At 61.3% G+C, this 17,876-nt stretch carries 17 protein-coding genes; 7 read left to right on the top strand and 10 right to left on the bottom strand.

Annotation, left to right across the window (positions count from 1 at the left end):
- Positions 1-47: 47 nt before the first annotated feature.
- Both rhtC and recQ read right to left on the bottom strand, forming a co-directional pair.
- Positions 48-668 (bottom strand): threonine export protein RhtC, encoded by a 621-nt coding sequence (gene rhtC, locus ACP3TA_RS06580; protein WP_426784572.1) that lies wholly within the window; start codon positions 666-668, stop codon positions 48-50.
- Positions 669-680: 12 nt separating this feature from the next.
- Positions 681-2,513, bottom strand: coding sequence for an ATP-dependent DNA helicase RecQ (gene recQ, locus ACP3TA_RS06575; protein WP_025160391.1), 1,833 nt, complete (start codon positions 2,511-2,513; stop codon positions 681-683).
- Between the two features lie 199 nt (positions 2,514-2,712).
- Between recQ and ACP3TA_RS06570 the strand changes: the two genes are divergently transcribed.
- Positions 2,713-3,183, top strand: coding sequence for a thioesterase family protein (locus ACP3TA_RS06570; RefSeq protein WP_033645017.1), 471 nt, complete (start codon positions 2,713-2,715; stop codon positions 3,181-3,183).
- A gap of 66 nt (positions 3,184-3,249) precedes the next feature.
- Positions 3,250-4,137, top strand: a complete 888-nt coding sequence (rarD, locus tag ACP3TA_RS06565; RefSeq protein WP_033645018.1) for an EamA family transporter RarD — start codon at positions 3,250-3,252, stop codon at positions 4,135-4,137.
- Between the two features lie 16 nt (positions 4,138-4,153).
- Here the strand turns inward: rarD and corA are convergent, their stop codons facing one another.
- Positions 4,154-5,104, bottom strand: coding sequence for a magnesium/cobalt transporter CorA (gene corA, locus ACP3TA_RS06560; RefSeq protein ID WP_004934262.1), 951 nt, complete (start codon positions 5,102-5,104; stop codon positions 4,154-4,156).
- A gap of 445 nt (positions 5,105-5,549) precedes the next feature.
- Between corA and ACP3TA_RS06555 the strand changes: the two genes are divergently transcribed.
- On the top strand, positions 5,550-6,023 hold the full coding sequence (locus ACP3TA_RS06555; RefSeq protein WP_025160392.1) for a WbuC family cupin fold metalloprotein: 474 nt from the start codon (positions 5,550-5,552) through the stop codon (positions 6,021-6,023).
- 43 nt (positions 6,024-6,066) lie between these two features.
- On the opposite strand, the gene uvrD is transcribed toward ACP3TA_RS06555, so the two are convergent.
- The 6 genes from uvrD to lptM form a co-directional block, all read right to left on the bottom strand.
- Positions 6,067-8,229, bottom strand: a complete 2,163-nt coding sequence (uvrD, locus tag ACP3TA_RS06550) for a DNA helicase II (protein WP_089197581.1) — start codon at positions 8,227-8,229, stop codon at positions 6,067-6,069.
- A gap of 78 nt (positions 8,230-8,307) precedes the next feature.
- Complete coding sequence (gene yigB, locus ACP3TA_RS06545; protein ID WP_033636653.1) at positions 8,308-9,024, bottom strand: 5-amino-6-(5-phospho-D-ribitylamino)uracil phosphatase YigB; 717 nt, start codon at positions 9,022-9,024, stop codon at positions 8,308-8,310.
- The gene (gene xerC / locus ACP3TA_RS06540) at positions 9,024-9,935 is read right to left on the bottom strand and encodes a tyrosine recombinase XerC (protein ID WP_033645020.1); all 912 of its coding nucleotides are present in this window, start codon (positions 9,933-9,935) and stop codon (positions 9,024-9,026) included. Before xerC ends, yigB begins: the two co-directional genes overlap by 1 nt.
- Positions 9,932-10,645: a DUF484 domain-containing protein gene (locus ACP3TA_RS06535; RefSeq protein WP_033645022.1), complete on the bottom strand. Its 714-nt coding sequence runs from the start codon at positions 10,643-10,645 to the stop codon at positions 9,932-9,934. Before ACP3TA_RS06535 ends, xerC begins: the two co-directional genes overlap by 4 nt.
- Entirely contained in the window at positions 10,642-11,466 is an 825-nt protein-coding gene (gene dapF / locus ACP3TA_RS06530) for a diaminopimelate epimerase (protein WP_004934244.1), read from the bottom strand. The genes ACP3TA_RS06535 and dapF overlap by 4 nt, the downstream gene beginning before the upstream one ends.
- A 71-nt stretch (positions 11,467-11,537) precedes the next feature.
- A complete protein-coding gene (gene lptM / locus ACP3TA_RS06525; RefSeq protein WP_080350231.1) occupies positions 11,538-11,744 on the bottom strand; it encodes an LPS translocon maturation chaperone LptM in 207 nt (68 codons plus the stop codon).
- 78 nt (positions 11,745-11,822) lie between these two features.
- Here lptM and cyaY point away from each other — a divergent pair, with 78 nt between their 5' ends.
- Entirely contained in the window at positions 11,823-12,143 is a 321-nt protein-coding gene (cyaY, locus tag ACP3TA_RS06520; protein ID WP_033645025.1) for an iron donor protein CyaY, read from the top strand.
- 36 nt (positions 12,144-12,179) lie between these two features.
- Here cyaY and ACP3TA_RS06515 read toward each other — a convergent pair whose 3' ends face one another.
- Positions 12,180-14,732 (bottom strand): class I adenylate cyclase, encoded by a 2,553-nt coding sequence (locus ACP3TA_RS06515; RefSeq protein ID WP_019452546.1) that lies wholly within the window; start codon positions 14,730-14,732, stop codon positions 12,180-12,182.
- 316 nt (positions 14,733-15,048) lie between these two features.
- Here ACP3TA_RS06515 and hemC point away from each other — a divergent pair, with 316 nt between their 5' ends.
- From hemC to hemX, 3 genes are read left to right on the top strand one after another with little or no spacing between them, the layout of a single operon-like run.
- A complete protein-coding gene (gene hemC / locus ACP3TA_RS06510) occupies positions 15,049-15,990 on the top strand; it encodes a hydroxymethylbilane synthase (RefSeq protein WP_033645026.1) in 942 nt (313 codons plus the stop codon).
- Positions 15,987-16,727, top strand: a complete 741-nt coding sequence (gene hemD / locus ACP3TA_RS06505) for a uroporphyrinogen-III synthase (RefSeq protein WP_426784571.1) — start codon at positions 15,987-15,989, stop codon at positions 16,725-16,727. Before hemC ends, hemD begins: the two co-directional genes overlap by 4 nt.
- Before the next feature lie 22 nt (positions 16,728-16,749).
- Positions 16,750-17,874, top strand: coding sequence for a uroporphyrinogen-III C-methyltransferase (gene hemX, locus ACP3TA_RS06500; RefSeq protein WP_033645029.1), 1,125 nt, complete (start codon positions 16,750-16,752; stop codon positions 17,872-17,874).
- Positions 17,875-17,876: the final 2 nt, after the last annotated feature.

Raw genomic sequence — 17,876 nt, 5'->3', positions numbered from 1 at the left:
AAAAAAGGCCGGGCATCGCTGCTCGGCCTTGGGCATTTCAATGCCGGTTAGCGGGTAAAGATCAGGTGTAACCCGAAGCCAGTAAACAGCACGCCAGCCACCCCGTCTATCCACTTGGCCAACCGCTGATAACCGCGGCGCATCGCCGGCAGCGCGAACACCACCGCCACCAGGCTGAACCAGACGAAGGTCTCGGCGACGATCAGCAAGAACAGCCCCCAACGCGCCCCGGCGCCGACGCTGTCGCCGACGAACAGCGAGAACACGCTGCCGAAATAGATCACCGCTTTCGGGTTGGACAGGTTGGTCAAGAAGCCGCGAATAAAGCTGCGCCCGGCCTTCGGCAACGCCACCTGGGCCTCTGCCGCCGGCGGAGCTTGCTGCGCCCGCGCGGAACGCAGCAGTTGCGACCCCATCCAGCACAGGTAAATGCCGCCGCCGACCATGATTATCTGATGCAGCCAGGCCATCTTCTGCAGGATCAGATGCAGCCCCATCAACGCCACGCCGGCCCATACCACGATGCCGAGCGAAATGCCGACCACGCCCATCATCGCCTCGCGGCGCGAGCGGCTGGCGGCGGTCTGCGACACGAAAAAGAAGTCCGGCCCCGGGCTCATCAGCGCAATCAGATGCACCAGCGCCACGGTGAGAAACAGCATCAGCATGATTTATCGCCCTCAGTCTTCGTCATTGTCGAGATGGTCGCGGATCATCGCCATAAAGGGCGCGCCGAAACGCTCCAGTTTGCGCTGCCCCACGCCGTTGACGCTCAGCAGATCGCCGGCCTTGATCGGCATCTGTTCGGCCATTTCCAGCAGCGTGGCGTCGTTGAACACCACGTAGGGTGGAATGTTTTCTTCGTCGGCGATCGACTTGCGCAGTTTGCGCAGCTTGGCGAACAGCTTGCGATCGTAATTGCCGCCGTAGGATTTCTGGTTGGCGCTGCTGCGCGACTTCAGGCTCTGAATGCGCGGCACCGCCAGCTGCAGCGCCACCTCGCCGCGCAACACCGGACGCGCCGCCTCGGTCAATTGCAGCGCCGAGTGCATGGCGATGTTCTGGGTGATAAAGCCCAGGTGGATCAGCTGACGCAGCACGCTGGTCCAGTGCTCCGTGGTTTGATCGCGGCCAATGCCGTACACCGGCAGCTTGTCGTGACCGTATTCGCGAATGCGCTGATTGTTGGATCCGCGCAGCACTTCCACGATGTACCCGAGGCCGAAGCGCTGGCCGACGCGGTACACGCAAGACAGCGCCTTGCGTGCGTCCTCCAGCCCGTCGTAGCGCTTGGGCGGATCGAGGCAGATATCGCAGTTGCCGCAGTTTTCGTGCTTGCCTTCGCCGAAGTAGTTGAGCAGCACCAGGCGACGGCAGGTTTGCGCCTCGGCGAAAGCGCCCATGGCGTTCAGCTTGTGACGCTCGATGTCCAGCTGTTGCCCGGCGGGTTTCTCCTCCAGACAGCGGCGCAGCCAGGCCATGTCGGCCGGATCGTACAGCAGGATGGCTTCGGCCGGCAGGCCGTCGCGCCCGGCGCGGCCGGTCTCCTGATAATAGGATTCGATATTGCGCGGGATGTCGAAATGCACCACGAAACGCACGTTGGGTTTGTTGATGCCCATGCCGAAGGCGACGGTGGCCACCACCACCTGCAGATCGTCACGCTGGAACGCCTCCTGCACCTGGGCGCGGCGATCGTTGTCCAGCCCCGCGTGGTAAGCGCCGACGCTCAGGCCACGGCTTTGCAGGCGCGCGGCGGTGTCTTCCACCTTGGCGCGGCTGTTGCAATAGATAATGCCGCTCTTGCCGCGCTGATCCTGCACGAAGCGCCACAGCTGGTCGAGCGGTTTGAATTTTTCCACCAGCGTGTAGCGGATGTTCGGTCGGTCGAAGCTGCTGACCTGCACCAGCGGATCCTGCAGCGACAGCAGACGCACGATATCGCCGCGCGTGGCTTCGTCGGCAGTGGCGGTCAACGCGATCACCGGCATCGACGGGAAGCGCTGTTTCAACTGCCCCAGCGCGCGGTATTCCGGCCGGAAGTCGTGGCCCCATTGGGAGATGCAGTGCGCCTCATCCACCGCCAGCATCGCCGGCGGGCAGTGATCGAGCAGGTTGAGGAAGCTTTCCATCATCAGCCGCTCCGGCGCGATGTACAGCATCTTGATGGTGCCGTTGCGGCAGCCGGCCATGACCTCCAGCTGCTCCTCGCGGGTTTGCGTCGAGTTGTAGCAGGCGGCGGAAACGCCGTAGGCCAACAGTTGGTCGACCTGATCCTTCATCAGCGAGATCAGCGGAGAAACGACCAGCGTCAGGCCGTCCATCACCAGCGCAGGGATTTGGTAACACAACGACTTGCCGCCGCCGGTCGGCATCACCACCAGGCAATCCTGCCCGCCGATCGCGGCATTGATAATCGTTTGCTGCCCCGGACGGAATTGCTGGTAGCCGAAGGTATCGCGCAATACCTGCTCGGCCAGCAACTCTCTGTTAATCACTGCTGCGGTTGACACACACTTCCCCATTTTTTCATCGGTACACACCCACCGGGTATGATTACACAATATCGTTCAGCATGACACCAACGCGCGCGTGACTCTTTTGCCTAAACGGGCTGGCAAGCAACAAAGGTTAAGCATAAAATCAACATTCCATTAACCTGGACTGACCAGTTAGCTCCCTTAAAACGCAAAAGAAAAACGGAAACCCGCTATGTCGACAACACCACTGACCCTGGAAGCCGCCCGCCGCAAGATCGGCGAAATTTTTGTCTACCACATGCCGTTCAACCGCGAGCTTGGCCTGGAGCTGCGCCGCTTCGACGATGACTACGTCGAGCTGAGCTTCACCAACCAGCGCAAGCTGGTGGGCAACGCCGCGCAGGAAATTCTGCACGGCGGCGTGATCGCCGCCGTGCTTGACGTCGCCGCCGGGTTGGCCTGCGCCGGCGGCGTGCTGACGCGCCTGGAGCCGCTGGTCGAAGAGGAGATCGCCGCCAAGCTGTCGCGCATGGGCACCATCGACCTGCGCGTCGACTACCTGCGCCCCGGCCGCGGCGAGCACTTCGTCGCCTCCGCCAGCGTGCTGCGCAGCGGCAACAAAGTCGCCGTCGCGCGCGTAGAACTGCATAACCACGACGGCCTGCATATCGCGACCGCCACCGCCACCTACCTGGTCGGCTGATGATTGTGTGCGGTGAGCGTCTTCAGTACACTCACCGCATCTTAAGTTCCCCACCAGAGTGACGTCATGGACGCAAAGCAAACGCGTCAGGGCATTTTCTTTGCCCTGGCCGCCTATTTTATGTGGGGCATCGCCCCGGCTTATTTCAAACTGATCCAGCAAGTGTCCGCGGATGAGATCCTCACCCACCGGATCATCTGGTCGTTTTTCTTCATGCTGGCGCTGATCACGCTGGGCCGCAACTGGCCTAAAGTGCGCGCCGCCTGCCAAAATCGCAAACGGCTGCTGTTGCTGGCGGTCACCGCGCTGTTGATCGGCGGCAACTGGCTGCTGTTCATCTGGGCGGTGAACAATCACCATATGCTGGAAGCCAGCCTGGGCTACTTCATCAACCCGCTGGTTAACGTGCTGTTGGGGATGCTGTTTCTCGGCGAACGTTTCCGCCGCATGCAGTGGGTGGCGGTGGCGCTGGCGTTCACCGGGGTGCTGGTGCAGCTCTGGCAGTTCGGGTCGTTGCCGATCATCGGTCTGGGGCTGGCGTTCAGCTTTGCCTTCTACGGCCTGCTGCGCAAGAAAATCGCCATCGACGCGCAGACCGGCATGCTGATTGAAACGCTGTGGCTGCTGCCGGTGGCGGCGGCCTATCTGTTCCTGTTCGCCGACAGCCCCACCAGCCACCTGAGCGCCAACCCGTGGTCGCTGAACCTGCTGCTGGTCGCCGCCGGCATCGTCACCACCGTGCCGCTGCTGTGCTTCACCGCGGCAGCTACCCGGCTGCGCCTGTCGACGCTCGGTTTCTTCCAGTATCTCGGCCCGACGCTGATGTTCCTGCTGGCGGTCACCTTCTACGGCGAGACCGTCGGCCAGGACAAGCTGGTGACCTTCGGCTTTATCTGGGCGGCGCTGATCCTGTTCACCCTCGACGCGCTCTATACCCAGCGCAAGCTGCGCTGAGCCCGGCGTCGCCGGGTTACAGCCAGTTCTTGCGCTTGAAGTACAGGTAAGGGGCCAGGCCCGCCAGGATCATCAGCGTGATCGCGCCCGGGTAGCCGAACGACCATTTCAGTTCCGGCATGAATTCGAAGTTCATGCCGTAGCTGGAAGCCACCAGCGTAGGCGGCAGGAACACCACCGACACTACCGAGAAGATCTTGATAATACGGTTCTGTTCGATGTTGATGAAGCCCATCGCCGCCTGCATCAGGAAGTTCACCTTCTGGAACAGCGATTCGTTGTGCGGCAGCAGGGATTCGATGTCGCGCAGCACTTCACGCGCCTGCTCCAGCTGGCCGGTCGGCAAACGCGCCTTGCGCACCAGGAAGTTGAGCGCGCGCTGGGTATCCATCAGGCACAAACGCACCTTCCAGCCGATATCTTCCAGCTCCGCCAGCGTCGAGAGCGCGGCGTCGTATTCGTCGCCCTGATGCCCTTCCATGATCACCCGGCTGAGCTGTTCCAGATCGCTGTAGATATTCTCTATCTCGTCCGCCAGCTGTTCAATCTTGGTCTCGAACAGATCCAGCAGCAGTTCGTAAGCGTTGCCTTCGAGCATCGTCTGGTTGCGGGCGCGCATGCGGTACAGGCGGAACGCCGGCAGTTCACGCTCACGCAGGGTATACAGGCGGCCGTCGCGGATGGTGAACGCCACCGTGGAGTTGCCGGCGTGATCTTCCGCATCTTCAAAGTAGAAAAAGGAGTGGATATGCAGACCGTCTTCGTCTTCGAAGAAACGGGCGGAGGCTTCGATGTCGTCCAGTTCGGGACGCGTCGCCAGGCTTTGTCCCAGCTCATTCTGCACGCGCTCACGCTCGCCCTCTTCCGGCTCGACCAGATCAACCCACAGCGATGACGTGAGATCATCCGAGTCGTCCAGTTCCAGACGGGACAAGCGGCGGTTATCTAATTTAAAAGCGCTCAGCATGTGCCAAAACTCCGTGAAGGTAACGGGTGCGGACAACGCGTTGAAGCACAGAAACAGAGGGGATGCGTATCACCGATTTGTTTCAGACCATGAAGAGATCTGACTCATAGCGACACTTTGCGGGGTCGCCGACAACCACGAAGGCTATCAGCAAAAACGGAGAGCCTTAGAAGTTATACCTGCGGCGCAGGTCAGTGAGCCAGTATCTACTGGGTGTGTCCAAGGCGTCTGTCCTCAATGATAATAGTGCGCGCATGTTACGCCGAGAAGAAAAAGCCTGTCAACACGTTAGGCGGGATAATTGCGCAACAAATCATCACGATGATCAATAGCAGAAATGGGGCTTAAACCGTACTGAAAAAGTCGCGGCGATCGCTTACCGCCACCAAGAATGTTGCTAAGATGACATCACCCTAATGGTACGACAAGCATGCGGATTTAAATGATGAAACAGATTACCGCCCATGAACTGACCGCGATGAGCGAACAGGCCGCCAGCGTGGCCCGCCTGCGCGCGCACCGCACCTTACACGAAGAGCTGAGCGACCCGGTGCAACGCCTGGCGATCGCCATGGAACCCGGCACCTATATCCGCCCGCACCGCCATCCGCAAACCTGGGAGCTGCTGACGCCGCTGCGCGGCCGCTTTGTGGTGCTGCAGTTCAACGATGACGGCGTTGTAACACAGCGCACCCTGCTCGGCGAAGAAACCAAAGTGCTGGAGATGCCGGCCTTTACCTGGCATGCGGTGCTGTCGGTCGATGCCGGCGGCGTAGTGTTCGAAGTGAAGCAGGGCCCGTATCAGGCGCTGACCGAAGAAGACTGCATGCAGTGGGCGCCGCAGGAAGGCGGTGAAGGCACCGAAGCGGTGATGCGCTGGTATGCCACCGCACAGGTCGGCGACCGGTACCCTCACTGATCGTGAAAGGTTGCAGGGGCTGGCCCCTGCAACGCCTCTCTCTTTATACCGTTTCCAAACGCGCGTAGGCCGCCACCAGCCATTTGATGCCCTCACCCGGGAAGGCGACCTGCAGCCGGCTGTGCTCGCCACTGCCCTCCAGATTGACGATGGTGCCTTCGCCAAACTTGGGATGACGCACGCGCTGGCCCAGCTTGTAACCGGTGTCGTTCTCGCTGATCGGCGTGCCCATGCGGCGGTGATTGACCGGGCGCGATACGCTGGCGCGCAGGCGCACTTCTTCCACGCACTCCTCCGGCAATTCGCCGATAAAGCGCGACGGCCGGTGATAAACCTCTTTGCCGTACAGACGGCGCGTTTCGGCATAGGTCAGCGTCAGTTTCTGCATGGCGCGCGTCACGCCCACATAGGCCAGACGGCGCTCCTCCTCCAGACGGCCGCCTTCGTCCAGCGACATCTGGCTCGGGAACATGCCTTCTTCCATGCCGACGATAAACACCAGCGGGAACTCCAACCCCTTGGCCGAGTGCAGGGTCATCAGCTGCACCGCGTCCTGATAGGCGTCGGCCTGGCCTTCGCCCGCTTCCAGCGCCGCGTGCGACAGGAATGCCTGCAGCGGCATCAGATCCTGATCTTCTTCCTGATAGCTGAACTGGCGCGTCGCCGTCACCAGTTCCTCAAGGTTTTCGATGCGCGCCTGTCCCTTCTCGCCCTTTTCCTGCTCATACATGATGAACAGCCCGGAGTCGCGGATCACCCGATCGGTCTGCACGTGCAGCGGCATATCGGCGGTTTCATGCGCCAGCGACTCCACCAGCTCGATGAAGCGCTGCAGCGCCGACGCGGCGCGGCCGGCCAGAACCTTGTCCTGCATCAGTTCACGCGTCGCCTGCCACAGCGTCAGCTGGCGATCGCGCGCCGCCTGGCGCACTACGTCGAGGGTGCGATCGCCGATGCCGCGCGTCGGGGTGTTGACCACGCGCTCGAAGGCCGCGTCGTCGTTGCGGTTGGAGATCAGGCGCAGGTAAGCCAGCGCATCCTTGATTTCCTGACGTTCGAAGAACCGCTGGCCGCCGTAGATGCGGTACGGCATCGCCGTCTGCAGCAGCGCCTCTTCCAGCACACGCGACTGGGCGTTGCTGCGGTACAAAATGGCGCAATCGTTCAGCGCGCCGCCGTTGTCTTGCCAGGTCTTGATGCGGTTGACCACGAAGCGCGCTTCGTCGAGTTCGTTGAAGGCGCAGTAGAGGGAAATCGGCTCGCCTTCGCCGCCTTCGGTCCACAGGTTTTTCCCCATGCGCCCGTCGTTGTTGGCGATCAGGGTGTTGGCCGCTTTCAGGATGTTGCTGGTGGAACGGTAGTTCTGCTCCAGGCGGATGGTTTCCGCGCCGGGGAAATCCTTCAGGAAGCGCTGGATGTTTTCCACCTGCGCGCCGCGCCAGCCGTAGATAGACTGGTCATCGTCGCCGACGATCATCACGTTGCTGTTACCGCCCGCCAGCAGGCGGATCCAGGCGTACTGGATGCTGTTGGTATCCTGGAATTCGTCCACCAGCACGTTGGTGAAACGTTCGCGATAGTGGTTGAGGATATGCGGCTTGTTCAGCCACAGTTCGTGCGCGCGCAGCAGCAGCTCGGCGAAATCCACCAGCCCCGCGCGATCGCAGGCTTCCTGATAGGCCTGGTAGATACGCAGCCAGGTGGCCTCTACCGGGTTGTTGTAGGTCTCGACGTGCTGCGGGCGCAGGCCTTCGTCTTTCTTGCCGTTGATGTACCACATCGCCTGACGCGGCGGCCACTGTTTCTCGTCGACGTTCAGCGCCTTGATGATGCGCTTGAGCAACCGCAACTGGTCGTCGCTGTCGAGGATCTGGAAATCCTGCGGCAGGTTGGCTTCCAGATGATGAGCGCGCAGCAGGCGGTGCGCCAGACCGTGGAAAGTGCCGATCCACATGCCGCCCTGGCTGGTGCCGATCAGATGTTCGATACGGTGGCGCATTTCCGCCGCCGCCTTGTTGGTGAAGGTCACCGCCATGATCGAATACGGTGAGCAGTTCTCCACCGACAGCAGCCAGGCGATGCGATGCACCAGCACCCGCGTCTTGCCGCTGCCCGCTCCGGCCAGAACCAACAGGTTGCTGCGCGGCGCCGCCACGGCTTCACGTTGTTTTTCATTCAGGCTGTCGAGCAGATCGGAGACGTCCATAGGCACCACTAATGGTTAAGGAAAAACCCGCCGGCGACGGGTTTTTCACTGGAAATTTATACAGAGTTCTGGCAGGGATTATAACAATGCTGTCAGCGATGCCAACTGCGAAATCTCAATATGCGGCAGCAGGCGGCTGTCGGCGGCCTGCATCAGGCTGCGTTGCCGATCGTTGATCCAACAGGCCTGCAGCCCCGCGCGCAGCGCGCCGGCCACGTCGGTGGTCAGATCGTCGCCCACGTGCAGGATCTGCTCGGGCGCCACACCCAGCCGCTCGACGGCCAGGTGATACATGTCCTGATACGGCTTGGCGCGCCCGTCCGGCCCGGAACGCAGCACAAACTGAAAGTAGCCGTCCAGGCCGCACTGCGCCGGATCGGCGTTGCCGTTGGTGATCGCCACCAGCGGGTAGCGCGCCGCCAGCGCCTTCAGCGTGGCATGGGTCGCTTCCGGCACCTCAATACGGCTGCGCCACAGCGCGAAATTCTGCATCGCCGCATCGGCCCCGATCGCCGCTTCGGCGTCGCGCAGCCCCTGCCGGCTCAACGCCAGATGAATGGCGCGCCAGCGCCACTGGGTGACGTCGTGGTAGATCTCCGGATCCTGCTCGCGCAGTTCCTGGCGCAGGCGGTGGAAATCCGCCGACTGGAAGCCGTTCAGGCCGGGATGGTAGCTCTGCAGGAAGGCCACCGACTGCTGCTCGGTTTGCCGGATCACCGGACGGTTGTCATACAGCGTGTCGTCCAGATCGAAAGTCAGCGCCGCCAGCGGGCGCAGCGGGCGATAAAAATGCATCAGGATTTCCCCCGTTTGGCGCGCGGATGCGCGGCATCGTACACGTTCGCCAGATGTTGAAAGTCGAGGTGGGTATAAATTTGCGTGGTGGTCAGGTTGGCATGGCCGAGCAGCTCCTGCACCGCACGCAGATCGCCGCTGGACTCCAGCATATGGGTGGCGAAGGAGTGGCGCAGCTTGTGCGGATGGATATGGCTATTGACGCCCTGCTTCACGCCCCATTCGGCGAAGCGTTTTTGCACGTTGCGCGTCGAGATGCGTCGCCCCTGATTGGACAGGAACATGGCGTCGTCCTGCGGCCCAAACAGATCGCGCATCGCCAGCCAGTGTTCCAGCCAGGTGACGGCGGTGCGCCCAATCGGCAGTTTGCGTTCTTTGCTGCCTTTCCCCATCACCCACACCTCGCCCGCCGCCATATCGACATGGCGGCAATCCAGCCCCACCAGCTCGGAGAGGCGCAGGCCGGCGCCGTACATCACCTCCAGCATGGCGCGATCGCGCACCGCCAGCGGATCGTTGAGATCGATCTCCAGCAGCTGGTTCATTTCATCGACGTCGATGTTTTTCGGCAGATGGCGGCCGCTGCGCGGCGTGCGGATGCCCTTCGCGGGGTTGGCGTGCAGCACGCCCTGGCTGACCAGCCAATCGAGGAAGCTACGCAACGAAGAGAGCCGCAGCGCCAGGCTGGCGGACTGCAGACCGGCGCGTTTGCTGCGCGCCGCCAGCATGCGCACCCGGGCGGCGTCCAGCGTCGTCCAGTCGGTGACGCCGATCTCCTGCGCCAGGCGCATCAGCGCCGTCAGCTGGCGTGAATAGCTGAGCTGCGTCAGCGGGCTGAGTTGCCGTTCTACCTTGAGATAACGCAGAAAAGCGTCCACCGGCTGCTGCAGGCTGGGCGCAATCGGCGTCATGCGCGTTCGATCCAGCGTTCCAGCAGTGCCGGCAGCATGCGCGCCAGCTGATTGAGCATCACCGTACCCATGCCCTGCTGATAATGTTGCGTATCGCGGCTGCTGAAGATCACCATGCCCAGCTCGCCGTCGTCGCCCAACATCGACAGCGCCACCGAGCCAATTTGGCCAATCTGTTTGGCCTGCGGCAACAGCAGCAGCAGCTCGGGGCCGTTCAGGCTGCCGAGATAGTGTTGTTCGCTGCCCAGCCGCTGAATGCGGAACGGCTCGAACGCCGAACGCGTCAGCGCCAGGTGGGTGAAATCGGAAGGCGCGCCGATATTCCAGCGCTCGGCGAACAGCCGAACCGTGGCGCCGGCCAAACCGAAGCCGCGCGCCCAGCGCTGCAGCCGGTTTAGCATGTCCTGCAGGCTGTCGGCGGTGGCCAGATCGGCCTGCAGGTGCAGCAGCCTGGCGAACAGCCCTTCGTTGGCGCTGGCCTGCTCCATCAACAGCGTGATCTCTTCTTCCAGCCGTTCGATGTGATTGCGCTGACGAGCCAGATGCCATTCCACCAGCGAAACGGTGCCGCGCACCGGGTGAGGCACGCGCATCTGCTCAACCTGGCGCGCGTTGCGAATAAAGAAATCCGGGTTCTGCAGCAGGTACTGCATCACGGCGTCGTCATCCAGCGCCAGGCCGGCGACGCTCTGTTCTTCTACGCTTTTCATAGATGAATAAATCCGTCATAGACATGGGTTGCCGGACCGGTCATAAACAGCGGATTGCCCGGCCCTTTCCAGCGAATATGCAGGCTGCCGCCCGGCAGTTCTACATGCACCTCTTCTGACAGCAATTCCTGTTGGATCCCGACCGCCACCGCCGCACAGGCCCCGCTGCCGCAGGCCTGCGTTTCACCGGCGCCGCGCTCGTAAACGCGCAGCTTGATGTGATCGCGGCTGACCACTTGCATAAAGCCGATGTTGGCCCGTTCCGGGAAGCGCTCGTGCCCTTCCAGCACCGGCCCAAGCAGCTCCACCTTGGCGGTTTTTACATCATCCACCTGCAAAACACAATGCGGGTTGCCCATCGACACCACGCCGCACAGCACGGTATGTTCCGCCGCGCGCATGATGTAGGTCTTTTCCGCCTTGGCGGCGCGGAACGGCACCGCCTGCGGATCGAAATTCGGCTCACCCATGTTGACGCACACCAGATCGTCGTCGGTGACGCTGAGCACCATGCGCCCGGTTTGGGTGCTAACGCGGATATCGCGCTTGTTGGTCAACCCTTTCAGCCGCACAAAGCGCGCGAAACAGCGCGCGCCGTTGCCGCACTGCGCCACTTCGCTGCCGTCGGCGTTAAAAATTCGGTAGTGAAAATCCAGCTCGGGATCGTAAGGCGGTTCTACCACCAGCATCTGGTCAAAGCCGACGCCCAGGTGCCGATCGGCCAGCCGGCGGATCAGCTCAGGTGAAAAATAGACATTCTGTGTAACGGCATCGACCACCATAAAGTCGTTGCCCAGACCGTGCATTTTGGAGAACTGCATATCATACTCCGCTATCTGGACGCGCTATCCGTCTTGATTTTGCGGCGGCGCTCGCCACCGCAAACCGGGTGTTACTGGGCAACCATCGACGGTTTTTGCTGAGAGCCAGACTGCTCCTGCTGGTTCTTTTGCACCTGATCGCCCGTTTGCACCGGCGGTTTGGCCGTTTTTTGGCCGGCGGAGTCGGCAGGTGGGAAGTAAAGCGGGCCTTTCAGACCACAGCCGGCGAGGCCGGTAACCAGAACGGCCATCAGCGCATAGCGTAGTTGTTTTTTCATTTGCATTAATGCCTGTAATTCATGCGTCCAAGGTCTCTATAATCGCAGGTGGATCATGAAAAGCAATAGGAATTGAATATGAACGACAGTGAGTTTCACCAGTTGGCCGACCAGCTGATGCTGAATATTGAAGAGACACTGGACGATTTTGACGGCGATGCGGATATCGATTACGAAACCAATGGCGGCGTGATGACGCTGAGCTTCGAAAACGGCACAAAAATCGTCATCAACCGCCAGGAGCCGCTGCACCAGGTGTGGCTCGCCACCAAGGCCGGCGGTTACCACTTCAACTACCGCGACGGCGTCTGGGTATGCGATCGCAGCGGGCAGCCGTTTTACCAACTGCTCAGCGAAGCGGCCAGCGCGCAGGCCGGCGAGGAACTGAGTTTTTCCTGAGGCTAAGCAGGGCTCGGCAACCGAGCCCTTGCGGCGTCAATGCAGCTGGAACTGCTGCTTCAGCGGCTGAGCGGCGCCGTCGGCCACCGTCACGCACAGGCTGGACAGCACGTTGCTGCGGAACGGGATCACCTGCGTGCGCCCGTCGAGCTGCACGATTTGATAGAACTGCGGCAGGTTGAAGTTGATGAAGCTGGAGCCGTAGGTAAAGCGGTCGTGCGACGAGGAATAGAAGCGGCTGACGTCGCGCACCAGCTCCTCTTTGCTGCCCTCGCAGTGGTGATACACCTCTACCCGATTCGACTCATCCAGAATATAGATGTTGAAGCCCTTGTCGTCTGAGGTGTCTTCGAAGAAGAACTGGATGATCCCCTCGCTGGCGAAGCCGTCCACCACCGGCGGCAGATGCACCTGATCGGTTTCCACCTTGATAGACAGGCCGTGCAGCTTGTTGTTGGAGATGGCGCCGTAAAACTCCACCGCGTTCTCCAGCTTCTGCACCGACACGCTCAGGCGCTCGAAGAACAGCCCCCAGGTTTGCCCGGCGACGCGCACCGCCTTGAAGCGGCCGGGTTCCAGCCGGGTGCTGGACAGGCGCAGCTCGATGCACTCAGACACCAGCTGCTGAATGCGGGTGCGAATAAGGCCGCGCAGGTGCTGACTGTAGCAGAACACTTCCACCGACTCCGGCGGTGCGGCGTCCTGGTGCATTTTGCCGAGAATGGTTTTCAATGCTTCCAGCACCGACTGCTCGCCGCTGAAATGCAGGGTGCGCACTTCGTTCCAGGAGTTGCGATACAGCAGATCGATGCTGCCCACCAAACACTGCTGCTGCTGGCCGAAGCTGAACACGTCCAGCTTGCGGAAATCGAAGTGCACCACCTGATTGCGGAAGGCGGCGGTCGGATCGTTTTCCAGATTGACGATGATTGCCAGATGGCGAATCTCGCACGGGCTGTACAGCGCTTTCGGCGTCGGCGCCGGCAGGCGCAGCGGGAAGTGATGGGAAACGTCGGCCACCAGCTCCTGCAGCTTGGCGGTGTCGCACAGGTTGCCGCTCTTGATGTGCAGGCGGGTCTGCGGCGTCAGCAGGCCGTTGAAATAGGCCCAGGCCACCAGCTTGTTCAGGTAGCGGTTATATTCCAGCGGCTGATGGCTGACGATCGAATCCATAGCCGGTGCCTGATTATACAGGTACCAGCCGGTGCGGTTGGCGCGGCCAACCGGCACATGAATAAAGGTTAAATCGTTTTCCGACAGGTCCGGCGAGATCTGCGGGTTCACCAGCGTCACCTTGCCGGGCAGCGCTTCGAACGCCGCATACAGTTTGCGGGTCAGCACGCCGATATCCTGCGGGCTGGCGCTGACGCTGAGGTTGTTGCGGCGGGCGAAACGGATCAGGTTGCGGTAGCTCTGCATCATCGCGTCGAGCAGTTCGTTGTGCGCTTCGCGCACTCGCTCGATCTTCCAGTTGGCGCGGTTGTCCAGCATCGCCAGACGCTCTTCGCTCCAGCCCCACTCGCTGACCAATTGGCTGAGGATCTCGCGCCGCCAGCCGACGCAGGCCTTGGCCAGCGACAGCTTTTCACACACTTTCAGGTAGAAACAGCGACGGGCCAAATCGAGGCGGGTGGTGTCGTTGATGTCGGTCAGGTAGCGGGTGACGCGCTCGAGCATCATGCAGTAGGCGTCGAGCCCGAAGCTGACGATCTCGCCCTGGTGCAGGCGATGTTTGATGTCCGTCGCCAGCAGTTGGGTATTGGGGTATTCCCAGGAATAGGCTTCCAGCAGCAGTGTTTTCAGCACCGCCTTGTAAGGCGAATCGATGCTCTTGTACAGCTGCCACAGGCTGGCGCCGAAGTACTCTTCCGCCGACAGCGAACTCAGGCCGCCGAGATCCAGCCACTCGTTCGGCGTCAGCGCGCCCTGCGCGTACAGCGACAGCACGTATTCATCGTAGTGCGCTTCTTCTTCGCCCGGCACCATGTTCCACAGGATGCGTTTGCCGGCCAGGCGCACCGCGGTGCGGTAGAACTCGTCCAGCAACAGGATGTGCTGCGTCGAGCCGCAGTCTTCGCCGCCCAGGCTGCCGCTTTCATTATGGCGGAAGCGGTTTTCGTCGATCAGGAAGAAGCTGACTTCCACCCCCATCGACGCGGCCCACTTCTCAAGCAGGCTGCATTTTTGCTGCAGGCGGGTGCGTTCTTCGTTGTCCAGCCAGGACTGGTGGCAGACCCAGATGTCGAGATCCGAGCTGCAGCTTTGGCCGATAGACGAGGTGCTGCCCATCGAATAGACGCCGGTGATCGGCAGCTCGCCGCTGGCCGGTTTGTCAAACGGGCTACCCCATTTGTCTTCTAAATCGTTCAGGTAATCTTGTTGAGTTTCATCAGGCGTGTAGAGGCAAATGCCGTGGGGAACGTTACCGTTCAGGTAACCCGGCATCAGCGGGTGGTGGTGGTGCAGTAAGGTGGGCAGCAGACTGTATACCCGTTGAAACGCGGGCTTCATAGCCGCCAGGGCGCGATCGACGCGTAGCTGATTGATCGCATCCAGTCTCTGCTTCAATGTCTCGATGTAGAGGTACAAGACGTCTCGCCTGATTATCCCGGTGTTTAGAAAAAAACCCGTATTCCATAAGCGCCGTTAGTGTAAGAAGAATATTTGGCGACTTATTGCTGGAAACGTGATCAATTTAACACCTTGCTGATTGACCGTAAAGGAGGTAACGCTTCACAATTATTGTAGCGCTTCCCTAAACGATTTACCCGCAGTGTTAACTGCCCCAAAGCACATCACACGTCCCTTTGATTCCGTTGTCCTTTTTCCGCCTCCGGCTTCTTGCACTGACAGTATTGACTCTCAGTGGTAGGATGGATGGCGAAATATAAAAACGGTAACAAGCATGTTAGACAAAATTATTCGAATTGCCACCCGACAAAGCCCGCTTGCACTTTGGCAAGCACATTATGTGCAGCAACGTCTGATGGCCTGCCATCCCGGCCTGCAGGTCGAGTTGGTGCCGATGGTCACCCGCGGCGACGTTATTCTGGATACGCCGTTGGCGAAAGTCGGCGGTAAAGGCCTGTTTGTTAAAGAACTCGAGCTCGCGCTGCTGGAAGGCCGCGCCGACATCGCCGTGCATTCGATGAAAGACGTGCCGGTCGATTTCCCTGCCGGGCTCGGTTTGACCACCATTTGCGAACGCGAAGATCCGCGCGACGCTTTTGTTTCCAATCGTTTCGCCTCGCTCGATCAGCTGCCGCTGGGCAGCGTGGTCGGCACCTCCAGCCTGCGCCGTCAGTGCCAGCTGCGTGAACGCCGCCCGGATCTTGTCGTGCGTGACCTGCGCGGTAACGTCGGCACTCGCCTGGCCAAGCTGGACAACGGCGACTACGACGCGATTATCCTGGCGGTGGCCGGCCTGAAGCGTTTAGGCCTGGAGCAACGCATCCGCAGCCCGCTGAGCGCCGAAGAGTGCCTGCCGGCGGTCGGCCAGGGTGCAGTCGGCATTGAATGCCGTCTCGACGACAGCGTCACCCGCGCGCTGCTGGCGCCGCTGAACCATGCGGCCACCGAAACCCGCGTGCGCGCCGAGCGGGCGATGAATACCCGCCTGGAAGGCGGCTGCCAGGTGCCGATCGGCAGCTATGCCGAACTGGATGGCGACAGCCTGTGGCTGCGCGCCCTGGTCGGCGCGCCGGACGGCAGCCAGATGGTGCGCGGCGAACGCCGCGGCCCGGCCGCCGAGGCCGAACGGATGGGCATTGAGCTGGCGGAAGAGTTGCTGGCGCGCGGCGCGCGCGAGATCCTGCGCGAGGTTTATCAGGGAAATCCGCCGGCATGACGATCCTGGTAACCCGCCCATCGCCTTCGGGGGAGCTGTTAGTGAGCCGGCTGCACGCACTCGGCCGGGTTGCCTATCATGCACCGCTGATCGACTTCGCGCCGGGCGGCGACCTGCCGAAGCTGCCGCAGGCGTTGCAGCAGCTTAGCGCCGGCGATCTGGTGTTCGTGCTGTCGCAACATTCGGTGAGTTATGCCGATTCGGTTATCGGCCGCGCCGGGCTGAGCTGGCCCGCTCACCTGGCTTATTACGCCATCGGCCGCACCACCGGGCTGGCGCTGCACCGCATCAGCAGTTTGCCGGTGGAATACCCGCGCGAACGCGAGATCAGCGAAACGCTGCTGTTGCTGCCGGCGCTGCAAAAATTGGCGGGCAAACGCGCGCTGATTTTACGCGGCAACGGCGGCCGCGAACTGTTAGGGTCGACGCTGAGCGAGCGCGGCGCCGACGTCAGCTATTATGAATGTTATCAACGCAGCCCGGTGCACTACGACGGCAGCGAGCAAAGCGCCCACTGGCAGCGCGCCGGTGTGGATACGCTGGTGGTGACCAGCGGTGAAATGTTACAACAGCTCTATACTTTAGTTCCTGATTACTATCGTTCTTCATGGCTGCTGCGTTGCCGCCTGGTAGTAGTGAGCGAACGCCTGGCTACCCTCGCCCGGGAATTGGGCTGGCGTACGATTCGGGTAGCTGACAACGCCGATAATGACGCGCTGATCCGCGCGCTACAATAATCTGACTATGGGATGTGCCACTATGACGGAACAAAATACCCCAGCCGCCCCGGTTGAAGAACCCACCACCGCGGTTGAGAGCTCCCAGCAGCCAGCCGCTGCCAGCCGCAAAGGCAAGAACACCGGCCCGGTGCTCGGCGCGATCGCTATCGTGCTGGTCATCGCCCTCGGCGCGGGCGGTTATTACCATACGCACAAGCAGGCACAACAGCTGATCGCCGCCAATCAGGCGCTGCAGCAGCAGCTTGACGGCGTGAAGCAGAGCCAGCAGCAGGAAAGAAATGCGCTGGAAGGCCTGCTGCAACAACAGGGTAAAACCCTGGACGCCGCCGATCGCGAGCAGGCAAACCTGGCGCGCCAACTGAGCGAGCTGCAGGAAAAAGTGGCGACCATCTCCGGCAGCGACGCCAAAACCTGGCTGCTGGCGCAGGCCGATTTCCTGGTGAAAATGGCCGGCCGCAAGCTATGGAGCGATCAGGACGTGACCAGCGCCGCCGCGCTGCTGAAAAGCGCCGACGCCAGCCTGGCGGACATGAACGATCCGAGCCTGCTGGACGTGCGCCGCGCCATTACCGAAGACATCAGCACGCTTTCTACGCTGACCCAGGTCGATTACGACGGCATCATCCTCAAGGTCAATCAGCTGTCCAATCAGGTGGATAACCTACGCCTGGCCGATAACGACACCGACGAAGCGCCGATGGATCAAAACAGCAGCGAGCTCTCCGGCTCGATCGGCGAATGGCGGCAGAACCTGGCCAAGAGCTGGCGCAATTTCATGGCCGACTTCATCACCATCCGCCGTCGCGATACCAGCGCCGAACCGCTGCTGGCCCCGAATCAGGACATCTACCTGCGCGAAAACATCCGTTCGCGCCTGCTGGTGGCCGCACAGGCCATTCCGCGTCACCAGAACGAGACCTACAAGCAGTCGCTGGAAACCGTCTCCACCTGGGTGCGCGCCTATTTCGACACCACCGATCCGGCGACCAAGGCCTTCCTTGAAGAGCTGGACAGCCTGAGCCAACAGTCGATCTCGATGGACGTGCCGGATCAGCTGAAAAGCCAGCCGCTGCTCGAGAAAGTGATGCAGACCCGGGTGCGCAACCTGATGACCCAGTCCCCTGCCGCTCATCAGGAGGGTTAAGC

Origin of the sequence: Serratia sp. 2C06, from assembly GCF_050037615.1 — a bacterium.
In the GTDB taxonomy this organism is placed as follows: domain Bacteria; phylum Pseudomonadota; class Gammaproteobacteria; order Enterobacterales; family Enterobacteriaceae; genus Serratia; species Serratia ureilytica.
Note: the sequence above shows the minus strand (reverse complement) of the source record. Positions and strands in the feature narration are given on the sequence as shown.